At 66.0% G+C, this 13,692-nt stretch carries 10 protein-coding genes; 2 read left to right on the top strand and 8 right to left on the bottom strand.

The window, feature by feature from the left end:
• Nucleotides 1–112: 112 nt before the first annotated feature.
• The 5 genes from MJ643_RS03100 to peaA form a co-directional block, all read right to left on the bottom strand.
• Nucleotides 113–1,786 (bottom strand): fatty acid CoA ligase family protein, encoded by a 1,674-nt coding sequence (locus tag MJ643_RS03100; protein WP_208209424.1) that lies wholly within the window; start codon nt 1,784–1,786, stop codon nt 113–115.
• 139 nt (nt 1,787–1,925) lie between these two features.
• A complete protein-coding gene (peaD, locus tag MJ643_RS03095; RefSeq protein WP_015270567.1) occupies nt 1,926–3,047 on the bottom strand; it encodes a quinohemoprotein amine dehydrogenase subunit beta in 1,122 nt (373 codons plus the stop codon).
• 32 nt (nt 3,048–3,079) lie between these two features.
• Entirely contained in the window at nt 3,080–3,403 is a 324-nt protein-coding gene (qhpC, locus tag MJ643_RS03090) for a quinohemoprotein amine dehydrogenase subunit gamma (RefSeq protein WP_004375838.1), read from the bottom strand.
• 1 nt (nt 3,404) lies between these two features.
• Nucleotides 3,405–4,835 carry a quinohemoprotein amine dehydrogenase maturation protein gene (gene peaB / locus MJ643_RS03085; protein WP_015270568.1) on the bottom strand — a complete coding sequence of 477 codons (1,431 nt, stop codon included), beginning with the start codon at nt 4,833–4,835 and terminating at the stop codon, nt 3,405–3,407.
• Between the two features lie 49 nt (nt 4,836–4,884).
• Nucleotides 4,885–6,450: a quinohemoprotein amine dehydrogenase subunit alpha gene (gene peaA, locus MJ643_RS03080; RefSeq protein ID WP_031325501.1), complete on the bottom strand. Its 1,566-nt coding sequence runs from the start codon at nt 6,448–6,450 to the stop codon at nt 4,885–4,887.
• 458 nt (nt 6,451–6,908) lie between these two features.
• Between peaA and MJ643_RS03075 the strand changes: the two genes are divergently transcribed.
• Together MJ643_RS03075 and MJ643_RS03070 are read left to right on the top strand one after the other, a co-directional pair.
• On the top strand, nt 6,909–8,402 hold the full coding sequence (locus tag MJ643_RS03075) for an aldehyde dehydrogenase family protein (protein WP_013972847.1): 1,494 nt from the start codon (nt 6,909–6,911) through the stop codon (nt 8,400–8,402).
• Between the two features lie 152 nt (nt 8,403–8,554).
• Nucleotides 8,555–9,868, top strand: a complete 1,314-nt coding sequence (locus MJ643_RS03070; RefSeq protein WP_024087216.1) for a hypothetical protein — start codon at nt 8,555–8,557, stop codon at nt 9,866–9,868.
• A 138-nt stretch (nt 9,869–10,006) separates the two neighbouring features.
• Here the strand turns inward: MJ643_RS03070 and MJ643_RS03065 are convergent, their stop codons facing one another.
• From MJ643_RS03065 to MJ643_RS03055, 3 genes are read right to left on the bottom strand one after another with little or no spacing between them, the layout of a single operon-like run.
• Nucleotides 10,007–11,299 (bottom strand): tryptophan 7-halogenase, encoded by a 1,293-nt coding sequence (locus tag MJ643_RS03065; RefSeq protein ID WP_038409716.1) that lies wholly within the window; start codon nt 11,297–11,299, stop codon nt 10,007–10,009.
• On the bottom strand, nt 11,292–11,969 hold the full coding sequence (locus MJ643_RS03060; RefSeq protein WP_208209145.1) for a peptidase S8 and S53 subtilisin kexin sedolisin: 678 nt from the start codon (nt 11,967–11,969) through the stop codon (nt 11,292–11,294). The genes MJ643_RS03065 and MJ643_RS03060 overlap by 8 nt, the downstream gene beginning before the upstream one ends.
• Complete coding sequence (locus tag MJ643_RS03055) at nt 11,959–13,692, bottom strand: ABC transporter ATP-binding protein (RefSeq protein WP_013972851.1); 1,734 nt, start codon at nt 13,690–13,692, stop codon at nt 11,959–11,961. Before MJ643_RS03055 ends, MJ643_RS03060 begins: the two co-directional genes overlap by 11 nt.

The raw sequence follows: 13,692 nt of genomic DNA, 5'->3' as shown, positions 1-13,692 counted from the left end.
ACTGGCCTCTTCGCGGGTAAACCCGCTCCCACAGGTTCTCCACTGCCCTTGAGGCCTGTGCAATACCTGTGGGAGCGGGTTTACCCGCGAAGAGGCCAGCACAGGCGACACCTCACCTGGCAGACAGCTCCTCGACACTGATCTCGCGCATGCGGAACTTCTGCACCTTGCCGGTCACCGTCATCGGGAACTCATCGACAAAGCGGAAGTACCGCGGCACCTTGAAGTGCGCGATCCGCGCCTTCGCCCAATCGCGCAGTTCCTCCGCGCTGGCCGTATGCCCCGGGTGCAGCCGCACCCAGGCCACGATCTCTTCACCGTACTTGCTGCACGGCACGCCAATCACCTGCACATCGGCCACCGCCGGGTGGGTGAAGAAGAACTCCTCCAGCTCGCGCGGGTAGATGTTCTCGCCGCCGCGAATGATCATGTCCTTGCTGCGCCCGACAATACGCACATAGCCCTGCTCGTCCATTACCGCCAGGTCGCCGGTGTGCATCCAGCCTTCCTCATCGATGCTTTCAGCCGTGGCCTTGGGGTTGTTCCAATAGCCCAGCATCACGCTGTAACCCCGCGTGCACAATTCGCCGATCTCGCCCCGCGCCAGCGTGTTGCCATCAGCATCGATCACCTTGTTCTCCAGCCTTGGCTGGGTGCGCCCGACGCTGGTCACGCGGCGCTCCAGGTCGTCGCTGGCGCCGGTCTGCAGCGACACCGGGCTGGTTTCGGTCATGCCGTAGGCAATCTGCACCTCGGCCATGTGCATCTCGCCGATAACCCGGCGCATCACTTCGATCGGGCAGGTGGCGCCGGCCATGATCCCGGTGCGCAGGCTGGACAGGTCGAACTCGCCGCGCTGGGGGTGGTCCAGTTCGGCGATGAACATGGTCGGCACACCATACAACGCCGTGGCCTTTTCTTCCGCCACCGCACGCAGGGTGGCCAGCGGGTCGAAGGCGTCGTTAGGGTAGATCAGGGTGCTGCCGTGGGTCATGCAGCCGAGGTTGGCCATGACCATGCCGAAGCAGTGGTACAGCGGCACCGGCACCACCAGCCGGTCATGCTCGGTCAGGCCCAGGCTTTCACCGACCATGTAGCCGTTGTTGAGGATGTTGCTGTGGCTGAGGGTGGCGCCTTTCGGGAAACCGGTGGTGCCCGAGGTGTACTGGATATTGATCGGGTCGTCGCAGCGCAGCTGTGCCTGGCGCTCGGCCAAGGCTTCGCGGCTGACGGCCGCGGCACGGGCCTGCAGGTCGTGCCAGGCGAGAAAGCCCGCCGGTGGCGCGACGGCCAGGCTGACCACACCGCGCAGTTCGGGGAAGCGTTCGCAGATCAGGGCGCCCGGCTGGCTGCTGGCCAGGCCCGGAACCAGGCCCAGCAACATGGCGTGATAGTCGGATGTCTTGAACGCGTCGGCGCAGATCACCCAGCGGCAGCCGGACTGGCCGAGGGCGTAGTCCAGTTCGCTGGAGCGGTAGGCCGGGTTGATGTTGACCAGGATCGCGCCCACCTTGGCGCTGGCGAACTGGGTGATGCACCACTCTGCGCAGTTGGGTGCCCAGATGCCGAGGCGGTCACCGGGCTGCACGCCCAGGGCCATCAGCGCACGGGCGTGCTGGTCGACGGCTTCGGCCAGTTGCTGCCAGGTGTAGCGCAGTGCCTGGTGGCGGACGACCAGCGCGTCACGGTCGGGGAAGCGGGCGACGGTGGTGTCGAAGGCGTCGCCGATGCACTGGGTAAGCAGGGGTTTGTCCTGGTTGCCCTGGGAGTAGCTTGGCTGGGGCATGGGCGGTCTCTTGTTGTTCTTGTGTTGATTGAGCGGGCCTCTTCGCGGGTAAACCCGCTCCCACAGGGACCGCAGCACATTCAGCCCCTGTGGAGATCCTTGTAGGAGCGGGTTTACCCGCGAAGAAAGCAACACCGGTTTAACGGATGAACACCTGCGGCGTGGTGGTGGACATGTCCCCACCCGGCAACTTGATGTTCTTCACTTTCTCCAGCGTATCCGGGTTGAACACCGCCAGGTCGTTGAAGGTGCCGCCCAGGTACAACTTGTCGCCTTTCTTGTCGAAGGCCACGCAGTAGTAAGTGTGGTCCAGATTCGCCGCCTTGATCAGCTTGCGCTGTTTGAGGTCGTACTTGGCCAGGCGGTTGAGCACGCCGTAGATCTGGTTCGGGTCTTTCGGCGAACGCAGCCCGGTGAAGTACAGCTCGGTCAGGTCGGCAAATTCCTGGGTGTGGGTCTTGCCGGTCTTCAGGTCGACGCTCAGGTAGCCATACAGCAGATCGGCGGTGGCCGGGTCCTGCTTGTCATCCTTGAACCTGGCAATGGTGTAAAGCATCGAAAACTCGTGGCGCGGGCTCTGGTGCGGCCAGAAGTACAGCACGTCCGGGGCGCTGTAGCCTTTGCGGTTCCAGTTGCGCAGCGGCAAGGCCACCGTGTACTTGCCGGTCTTCACGTCCATCTTGTAGATGTCCGGCCCGGCGACGTACAGGCTGCCATCGTCCGCCGCTCGCATCAGGTACACCTGGCGCGGCATCGGGAAGGTGCGCACCGGCTTGGCCTCCAGGCCGTCGGCGGTGCTGAACACCTCCAGCCGCGGTGGCTTGACCACGTAGTGGTCGTTCAGGCGCTGGGTCGGGTTGACCGTGGCGTACACTTCCTTGCCGTCCGGGCTGATGGCGAACGAGTACATCGACCGGCCCACCTCACCCGGCACGCTGGACAGGTTGGCGTGGAAGGTGTTCTTGCAGGTGTCCAGGTCGATGCCGTAGATGTCGCCGTAGTGGTTGTTGAGCACGTAGGCGGTGCGGTTGTCCGGCGCCATCATCGCGGTGCCGGGGCCGAACTTGTCGGGCATCACGCAGCTCTTGTACACCGTGTCACTGGCCACATCGACCACGTGCAGGTTGTTCGGGTAGTTGGTCACGATCATGTATTCGTGGCCAGCCTTCAACGCCGGCCCGGTGTCGGCGGCCTGTACCAGCCCGGCACAGGCCGTGGCGGCGATGGTGAGCGCGAGTGACGCGCAGCGTCCAGCTTTCATGCGGTTTCCCCTTGTCATTCTTGTTGGGCCGGTCACTTGTCTTTCGGGAACACGGTGCCGAGGTTGCGCCAGTCTTCCGCCGAGTTGCTCGCCTGGGCGTTCCAGTCCTGGTAGGTGCTCATCATGTCCGGCACCTGGGCCGGCCACCAGCAAGGGTCGGAGCAGCCATACAGGTCGGCCTCCATCGGCTGGCACAGCGAGCTCACGCCACCAAAGGCGTCCACTTCCCAGCCCGGGTCGGTGGTGGCGGTGCAGCCCGCCACTGCGCTCATGGCCATGACTTCTTCGACGCGGTCTTCGGCGGCGGCCTGCTCGAGGATGCGCGCCTTGTTGTTCAGGGGCTTCAAGTGCTTCATGTCAGTGCGCCTTCCGCGGGGTGATGTAGCGATCGATGAAGGCCGGGTTGGCGGCCATGATGCGGCTGTAGACTTCGATGCCGAAGTCGACCCAGTCGCGCATCAGTTCGCAATAGTGGTAGGTCGGGTGCTGCGGGTCGCCATAGCGGGCATAGCTTTCGTGGTAGCAGCCGCCGGAGCACAGGTTGCGGATGCGGCAGCTGTCGCAGCCGGTGTTGCTGCGGTCCAGGCGCTGCGACAGGAAGTCGTTGAGCTGCGCCTGCTTCACGCCCTGGTGCACATTGCCGAAGGTCGGCAGGCTGGACCCGGTGAAGCGGTGGCACAGGTTCAGCTCGCCCTCATGGTCCACGGCCAGCATCTTCAGCCCGGCGCCGCACGGCAGGGCCTTCTTGTGGCCTTCGTGGATGTCGGTGATCAGCTGGTGCAAGTTGGAGAAACCGATGTTGCGGTGCTCCAGCGCAGCCTCCAGGTAACGCCGGCCCAGCGCCTTCATGTTGGCGAACACCTGCACCAGTTCTTCGCCGGTGAGGTTGAAGTTGGCCATGTCGCCGGAGGTGACCGGGGCAAAGCCGACTTCAGCGAAGCCCAGTTCGTTGAACAGGTGGTTCCAGATGGTCTCGACGTCGGTGATGCCACGGGTCAGCGTGACCCGTGCGCCCACCGGGCGGCTGTGGTAGCGCGACAGCAGCATGTCGACCTTGCGCCGCACCACGTCATAGGTGCCCTGCCCGCCCACGGTGATGCGGTTGCGGTCGTGCACGGTCTTGGGGCCGTCGATGCTGATCGACAGGCCGAAGCGATGGGCATTGAGCCAGTCGACGATCTCTTCGTTGAGCAAGGTGGCATTGGTGGTCATGATGAACTCCACCTGCTTGCCCGCCTCGGCGAAGCGCCGCTCGCAGTAGGCGACCATGTGCTCGATCAGTGGCCGGTTGGACAGCGGCTCGCCACCGAAGAACACCACGCTGTAGCGCTGCTCGTCGGGCGACTCCTTGAGCAGCATCTCCACCGAAGCCTCGGCGGTGGCGGTACTCATCTTCTTGCCCGCGGACGGTTTGTCCAGGTCTTCCTTGTAGCAGTAGGTGCAGCTGAGGTTGCAGCCGGTGTTGACGTTGAGCACCACGGTGTTCAGCGCCGTGCGCTCGACCTGCTTGAGGGCGATTTCCGGGGTCAGCGGCGAGCCGTCGCTGACCAGTTCCAGCGCGATCAGCTCGCGCAGGGTGTCCTGGATATCGCTGCCGGCAAACCGCTGGCCAAGGCGCTGCATCAGCTCCTCGGCCGAGCAGCCTTGCTGGCGCAGGGTGTCGATGATGCCGCCGGTCACCGCGTCGGCGGTGAACAGCGAACTGCTGGGGATATGGAACAGCATGCGGTCGGCGTCGACCTGCACTTCATGCAGGTTGCGTTCGACCAGGTTCAGTAGCGCGCCCATGGCGACCTCCCGATAATCGATCCGTTGGAAAACCGTAAGCCCCCTGCCGTTACGGCAGCGGCGGGTTGTTCCAGCGCTGTACGGTGACGATCATGTGCCCCTCGCCAGTCTGGCCACCGTCGGCCAGGGTGGCGATGACCTTCAGGTTGCCGGCGTTGTTGGTCATCATCTTGCGCTCCGGGTTGGGGCCAGCACCGCCTGGCACGAACACGCCATCGGCCTGCATCTTCCCGGCGAACTTGACGTCTTCGTCCTCGACCGCACGCTCGTTGAACGGCTCGACCTTCCAGCTGGCCGGCAGGTAGCCGATGCGCAGCGGCTGGCCATTGGCGTCCTTGCCCCAGGCTTCGGCCTCGAAGCGGCCCTGCACCTTGGGCACCGAGGCACCGTTTTCGCCGATGCGGGCGATGGAGAACGCCGGCACCACTTTCACTTCCTCGACTTTGTCGTACACCGCCAGGTTGACGCCCTTGAGCGCCCCGATGGCGACTTCGCGCTGGCCTGGTTTGGCATCGGCCGCGGCGCGGGCCTTCACCCGTACCAGGGTCGGGGTCTGCTCCAGCACCTCGGTCACTTCCACGCCAGCGCCCAGGTCCGGTTTGCCGGCCAGGCCGCTGCCGACCAGGGTGATCTCGCTTTCGCCACCGGCCTTGATGAATGCCGGTTGTACCGCCAGCAGGCGCGCCTTGCCCTCCTTCACTGCGGTGAAGTCCAGGCCACGCTCGTCGTGCTCGGCCTCGAACATGCGGCCCTTCATTTCGCCATCCAGCGCGGCGAACACCTGGCGCAGGTTGGCGTCGCCGACCTTGACGTTGCCACGCCATTCATAGCCGTTGTAGAGGATCGCCGAACCGCTGCCATTGAACGGCGTGCCGTCGGCATAAGCGCCCTTGACCTCGACCTTGAAGGTGTCACCCTGGTCAGGCGTGACGCTCATCACCCCGCGCACATCGCCCTTGGCCAGCATGTGGCCGCTGAATGCCCACTGACCCGGCAGCGCATCGGCCTTTGGCCTGGCCTTCTGCCATTCGGCCCACGCCGCGCTTTCCAGCGGGTAGCGCTTGGCCAGGTCGGGCACCACTTGTTGCAGGGCGATCGGCAGCCAGTCGCGGTCACGCGCCTGGGCCTGGTATTCGAGGGACGGCCACTGGCCGAGATGGAAGTTGACCAGGTGCTCCCATTCCTTGGCCGGGCGCCGCTGCAAGGCGACACGGGCACCGGAGTGGCAACGGCCACAGGTTTCGCTGAGCTGGGTGTCGAACTGCTCGACAGTGTTCAGCCGGCGCTCCATGGCATACCGCACGCCATCGGTTTCGCTGGGCGCCAGGCCCTGCTTGTCGGCCAGGTACTTGACCAGGGTGCGGCGGTCGTCGTCGCTGATCTGCAGGCCGTGCATCACCTGCATGCGGGCGATGCTCATCAGCCAGCCTTCCGGCGTCTTGCGCTGGTGGCTGATGCGGCTGTAGGTGTCGTTGCCTTCGGGGATATGGCACCCCATGCACTTGTTCTGCAACAGGCTCGGGCCCTGCTCGGCCGCCATGGCCTGGGTGCTCAGCAGCGCGGCGGCGACCAGCGCCAGTTTGCCCGCATGCCGCCGGAGTCGAGTCGTCTTCAAGGTCAGACCTCCACGGTTGTTGTTCTTATCGTTTTCGCACGCTTTGGTACAGCAGGTGTGCATGTGACGGTTGTGATACAGGAACTGTGCCAGGTGCTGTAAAAGCGTTTTCTTTCAACCTGTTAGCCGGTTTTTCGGCCTTGGCCAAGAGCAGGTATGGCCAATTGCAGCGTGCCATTTCGCGACAGGGTGTTTCATCCTGAGACAAGGGCCTGCCCGCTCCCACACGCCGGGGCCAGCGCTGTACCGGTGGGAGCGGGCGTGCCCGCGAAGAGGCCGGAACAGCCACTGTTTCACCACCGTCTCACACCGTCTCAATGTGCAACAGCGCAACCCTGCAATCCCAACCTTGCACCAGGACAAAACCCAACCCGCTCAAGGGTTTGCAGCCATCTACCGACCTTGGCACGCCCATTGCGCCTATGCCTGTCACATCCAATGACAAGAGGCACCGTCCCATGCTTTCCGAACTGCCCATCCTGCCCGCCACCCGCGCCTTTCTCGAACGCAAGCTGAAGATGCGCATCGGCGCCGACTGGCAGGACGCCGCCAGCGGTCGCACCCTGTCGTTCCGCAACCCGGCCACTGGCGAGGTACTGGGTGAAGTGCCCGCCGCCGAGGCCGAAGATGTCGACCGCGCGGTGCGCGCCGCTCGCCAGGCCTTCGACGATTCGCCGTGGAGCCGCCTGCGCCCACGCGAACGGCAGAACCTGCTGTGGCGCCTGGCCGACCTGATGGAGCGCGACGCCCGCCAGCTGGCCGAACTGGAATGCCTGAACAACGGCAAGAGCGCCGCCGTTGCCCAGGTGATGGACGTGCAACTGGCCATCGACTTCCTGCGCTACATGGCCGGCTGGGCCACCAAGATCGAGGGTAGCACCGTCGAAGCCTCGATGCCGTTGATGCCCAACGACCAGTTCCATGGTTTCGTGCGGCGCGAGGCAGTGGGCGTGGTCGGCGCCATCGTCGCCTGGAACTTCCCGTTGCTGCTGGCCTGCTGGAAGCTCGGCCCGGCCCTGGCTACCGGTTGCACCGTCGTGCTCAAGCCCGCTGACGAAACACCGCTGAGCGTGCTCAAGCTGGCTGAACTGGTGGACGAAGCCGGCTACCCGGCGGGCGTGTTCAACGTGGTCACCGGCACCGGCCTGAACGCCGGCGCCGCACTCAGCCGCCACCCCGGCGTGGACAAGCTGACCTTCACCGGCTCCACCGAGGTCGGCAAGCTGATCGGCAAGGCAGCCATGGACAACATGACCCGCGTCACCCTGGAACTCGGCGGCAAGTCGCCGACCATCGTCATGCCCGACGCCAACCTGCAGGAAGCCGCCGCCGGCGCGGCCACGGCGATCTTCTTCAACCAGGGCCAGGTGTGCTGTGCCGGGTCCCGCCTGTACGTGCACCGCAAGCATTTCGACAACGTGGTGGCCGACATCGCCGGCATCGCCAACGGCATGAAGCTGGGCAGCGGCCTGGACCCTGCGGTGCAGATGGGCCCGCTGATCTCGGCCAAGCAGCAGGACCGCGTCACCGGCTACATCGAGCTTGGCCGCGAGCTGGGCGCGACCATCGCCTGTGGTGGCGAAGGCTTCGGGCCTGGCTACTTCGTCAAGCCGACGGTGATCGTCGATGTCGACCAGCGCCACCGCCTGGTACAGGAAGAGATCTTCGGGCCGGTGCTGGTGGCGATGCCGTTCGATGACATCGACGAAGTGATCGGCATGGCCAACGACAACCCCTATGGCCTGGGTGCGAGCATCTGGTCCAACGACCTGTCTGCCGTGCACCGGATGATCCCGCGCATCAAGTCGGGGTCGGTGTGGGTCAACTGCCACAGCGCCCTCGACCCTGCCTTGCCGTTTGGCGGCTACAAGATGTCCGGCGTCGGCCGTGAAATGGGGGCGGCTGCCATCGACCACTACACCGAGCTGAAATCGGTGTTGATCAAGCTCTGATCATTTTCCTGTACCGGCCCTTTCGCGGGTAAACCCGCTCCTACAGGATCATCACAGGCCTGAACACTGTGGGGTCCTTGTGGGAGCGGGTTCACCCGCGAAGAGGCCGGCACAGGCAACCCGAGAACAACAACAAAAACATGGAGCACACCATGAGGCACAAACTCGCCTGCACATTGGCCCTGCTGTTCGCCGCCCCCATCACCCAGGCTTACGAGCTGTACAACCACGACGGCACCACCCTCAACGCCGACCTCGAAGCCCTGTTCGGCGCCTTCCACAGCGACGAAAGCTTCAACCTGGCCGGCAACCGCAAGCCCGGCAGTACCGCCTGGCAGGAAGGCTACGTCAAGTATGGCCTCAGCGGCAGCCAGGCCCTGGCCGACAGCGGCGCGCTCTACGGCGCCTTCAACCTGCTTAGCTCCGCCACCTGGGGCGACGGCGATGCCGCCGGCCTGACCCTGGGTGACGAGCGCCGCACCGCCATCGAAGACCTGTACCTGGGCTGGCGCTCGGCCAACCTGTTCCCGGCCTTGGGCGAAGACGGCGTGGACATTTCCGGCGGCCGCCAGGTGGTGACCCTGGGCGACGGCTTCCTGATCCAGGGCGACCCGGTGAACCTGGGCAAGGTCGACCTGGGCGCCAACTTCGACCGCGGCGGCGCCTACTACCTGGCCGCACGCAAGGCCTTCGACCGCACCGCCGTGCTGCGCCTGGGCGGCAAGCAAGGCTGGCGCAGCGACCTGATGTGGCTGAAGTCCGATAACCACTACCAGGCCGACACCTCGCTGGCGGTGGCCAACCTGGAGCACGTCGCCGACGCCGGCACCGTCGGCCTGAGCTGGATCCGTGGCCTCGACGTGGACCAGCGCTACGCGCAGATCATGGGCCTGGAACACCGCGACGGCATGGACACCGCCAGCCTGCGCGGGCGTGGCAACCTGGGGGTGAAAGACCTGGAGCTGGCCGCCGAGTACGTGACCCAGGACAAAACCGGCGGGCGGGAGAACGCCTGGTACCTGGAGGGCAACTGGACCTTCTCCGAACTGCCCTGGTCACCCACCGCCACCTACCGCTACAGCCGCTTTTCCGAAGATTTCGACCCGCTGTTCTATGGCCTGAGCCGTGGCTATGGCACCTGGTTCCAGGGGGAGGTGGCAGCCAACTATGCCGGGCCGTTCAACAGCAACAGCCAGGTGCATCACGTGGCGTTGAAGGGCAAACCACGGGACAACCTGACCGTCGGCGCGCTGTACTTCGACTTCGATACGCTGGACACCGACCAGGGCAACCTGGGCGGGCGGGAGCTGGACCTGTATGTGGAATGGATGGTCAACGACCACCTGCTGATCAGCCCGCTGGTAGGGTTCTACAAACCGGAACGCAGCGCAGCCAATGGCGGGACGCAGCTGGGTGGGCGGGATACCGGCACCTATATGCAGCTGATCGTCGGGACTTTCTTCTGATTCGAAATCCTGGGGCTGCTGCGCAGCCCATCGCGACACAAGGCCGCTCCCACAGGTACAGCGCTGCCATCAAGGTTTGTGCAGACCTGTGGGAGCGGCCTTGTGTCGCGAAAGGGCCGCAAAGCGGCCTCGGCAATCTCAAACCAAGCCCTGCTCCAACAACCACCGCCGCACCATCATCTGCTGCTCCCCTGGCAGGCCTGACAACACTGCCTCGATAGGTCGGCCGCTACGCAGCCCACGCACCACCGGCGCCAGCTCCACCCCCTGCAAATGCCACACCCCCAACGGCTGATCCGCCGTCACCACCACCTCGGCCTCATCCACCAGCCCGTCACGCAACACCGGCCGCCGCTCGACCCTCACCGCGCTCCAGTCCGCCGCCACGTGCAATGCCTGCATGTCCGGCCAACCCTGCCGCCGCGCCCAGAACGGCTGCCCCACCCGCCCCTGTTCTTGCCCATAAAAATCCCGCCCGATCCGGGCAAAACGCAAAAACAGCTGTTCGATCCGCTGCTGGTGAAACTGCCGCGCCAACCCGGCCCGCTCGGGCCTGCGCAGCAAGGTATTGATCACCACCGGTGCCTGCAGCGCCGAAGACAACGACTGGAAGATCCCGTTGCCCGACAGTGGGTCAACGGCCATCGCAGCATCGCCCACGCGTATCCAGTCCTGCCCGACACACTCACCGGCCAGAATCGCGGTGCTGCTGCGCGCATGCACCTCTGCCGGCGCCAAGGCCCTGGCATCGAACAGCTCGGCCACCAGCACGCTGCCGGCTCGCCGCGCCGCACAGTAATCCGCCAAGCCGGCCTTGCCCGGCAGCCCGGCCGCGTCCAAGGTGACTTGCCAGTAGCAGCGGCCGTCTTCCAGGCGCGCCATCCACGCCCAGCCATCCGCCAGGCTCTCCACCGCCGACGCGGGCGCCCCGGGGGCGGCCTGCCAGACATTCAGCAAGCTGACCGTCTCCGGCCCGCGCAGGCGGTCGGCGGCCAACGGGGCCTGGCGGCCTCGGGCTTCGACCAGGAAATCGGCCTGCAGTATCTGCCCGTCGTCCAGGCGAATACCATGACCGACTTCGCGAACCACCTCACGCACCCGCCCCTCGACCACGCTCACACCCGCACGCTGAAGGTCGTCGCGCAGCGCCCGGTCAAACATTTGCCGGTCGAGTAGAAACTCCTGGTTCAGTTGCAGCTGCTGGCCGTTCCAGTGCACTTGCCGAGTCGCCGGCATCGCCGCCTGGCGCAACGCCCCGCCAAGGCCGGCATGGCGCAGCCCGTCCAGCACCCGCTGCGAAACCCCTTCGACCGCCGCAAACCGGCGCCACTCGGACACCACCGTCACCGCATAACCCAGCCGCCGCAGGCCAATGGCCGTGGCCGCACCCGCAGGGCCTGCCCCCAACACCACAATGCGCGGTTCAGCCATGGCCGACACCTCGTCGCTCGGGGCCGGTAAACGCCGCGTGGTGGCGCAACCAGTCATGAACCTGCTGCTGGCCCATGCCCGGCTCGTCACACAGCAACGCAGCGATCCTGCCACTCAGGGCCGCACAGCCCAGGCTCGCGCCCGCCCTGCCGCCCGCCCCCACATAACCGCCGAAGTCCGCCTGCCGGGTACCCAGCCAGGACCACTGGCCCGGCGCACACCGGGCATCGCCGGTAACCCGGATCACCCCGGGGTAGCTGGCCGGATACACCGGCCCGCCCTGCGCCGGGCTGGAGGCGCACAACAGCACACCCGCGGCCAAAGCCTCGGCGCAGGCCTGGTGCAGCACTGGCCGGTCCTGCTGCAGGCCAAGGCTGAGGTTGACCAGCGTAACCCCCGCTTCCACCAGCCACAGCAGCGCGGCCGCCACCTGCAAGGCACTGGTGCTGGCCTGGGCGCCGAAAACCTGGGCCAGCAGCACGGGCACCGGCCCGGCCTCCCGCTGCAAGCCGGCGAGCACCGCGCTACCGTGCCCAAGCTGGTCGGGCAGCATGTCACCTTCGCGCAACTGGCCTTCCTCCAGCCAGAAGCGGCGCGCGCCCAGCAAGGCGCTGGCCTGCTCCGGCGTGCAACCACTGTCGATCACGCCAACACGCACGTCAGTGCCCATGCCTGATCACCTCCTCGGGCAGCACCTGCAACTGGCCAGCGTGCAGCTGCAGGTGCAGGTCGGCATCGGCCAGGGTCGAAGCACGGTGGCTGATCAGGATGCGCGTGCGGCCGGCGAACAACTGGTCGATGGCCGCGATCACTTCGCGCTCGGTGGCTTCGTCCACCGCCGAGGTGGCCTCGTCCAGTACCAGGATCGCCGGCGCCTGCAGCACCGCGCGGGCGATGGCTATGCGTTGTTTCTGCCCGCCGGACAACTGCTGGCCACGCTCACCCAGCAGGCCGTCAAGGCCCAGCGGCAGGCTGTCGACCAGGCTGTCCAGCCGCGCCAGGCGCACCACCCGCTCCAGTTCCTCACGGCTGGCCTCGGGCACGCCGTAGGCCAGGTTCTGTGCTAGGGTGCCGCGAAACAGCACGATATCCTGGCTGACCACCGCAATACGCCGGCGCAGCGCGGCCAGATCCAGTTCGCGCAGGTCGGTGCCGTCCAGCAGGATGCGCCCGGCGTCCGGGTCGTAGAAGCGCTGCAGCAGGTCGATCAGGGTCGACTTGCCCACCCCTGAGGCACCGCTGATGGCCACCTTCAGGCCACCCGGCACGCACACCTGCACGTCGTTCAGCACCGCGCCCTGGCGCCCTTCATGGGCAAAACTCACCCCCTCGAGGCGCAATTCGCCCGGGCCGTCGGGCACCGGCTGAGGGTTGGCTGCCGGGCGCACGGCCACGGCCTCCTGCTTCAGTTCCATCACCCGCCCCAGGCTCACCGCCATGCGCTGCACCGCCACGTACAGGCCCAGCAGGCTCTGCACCGGCCCTACTGCCATGCCCATGTAGGTGGAAAAGGCGATCAGCGCACCTAGTTGCCAAGTGCCCTGGATTACCCACCAACCGCCGACCAGGAACGCGCAAGCGCGGCACCAGGAGGTAAGCGTGCCGGGAATGGCCTGGGTGAAGAATTCGGTCACCTGCACCTTGAGCAACTGGCGCATGTAGCCCTGCCCCAGCTGGTCCAGGCGCCCCGCCTCGCGGCCTTGCTGGCCGGCGGCCTGGATGAACTTCATCGCCGGCAGGGTTTCGACCAGGAATGACGACACATCTGCCGAGCGTTCGCGCAGGTTGCGTACTTCGCGCTCCACCTTGCGCCGCATCCAGCGCAGCCACAGCACTTCGATCGGCACCAGCAGCGCCAGCAGCAGCGACAGTTGCCACGACAGCATCAGCATCAACACCACCGCGCCCACCAGGCCGATCACCGCCGACACCGCCGAAAACAGCGAATCCACGGCAAAGCGCTGGATTTCCGCTACATCGCCATCCAGCCGCGAAAGGATGTCGCCGATGCGCCGCCGCCCGTAGAACGTCGGCGACAGCTGCTGCAGGTGGCGGTAAAGGTCGTCGCGCAGGGCAAACAGGATGCGCCCCGACAAGCGCGTGTGCAGGTAGCGGTTGACCCCGGCCAGCACGGTACCCAGCAGGCCCGCGCCGATCATGATCGCGGCCATGTGCCAGAGGGTCTGGTAGTCCTTGGCCAGCAGCCCCTCGTCGATCAGCGTCTTGACCAGCCAGGGTTGCGCCAGCGCCAGCAACGAGGCGCCCAGCGACAAACCGAGCAACAGGCCGATGGCGCGTCGATGGGGGCGCACGAAACCATACAGCCAGGCCAACGCCTGGCGCATGAGTACAGGGTCGCTGGACTCCACCAGCCGGGCGAACAGGCCGCCCAC

The sequence above is a fragment of the Pseudomonas sp. PNPG3 genome, from assembly GCF_023093815.1.
In the GTDB taxonomy this organism is placed as follows: domain Bacteria; phylum Pseudomonadota; class Gammaproteobacteria; order Pseudomonadales; family Pseudomonadaceae; genus Aquipseudomonas; species Aquipseudomonas asiatica.
The sequence above is the reverse complement of the archived record's forward strand: the minus strand, read 5'-3'. Positions and strand labels throughout refer to the sequence as shown.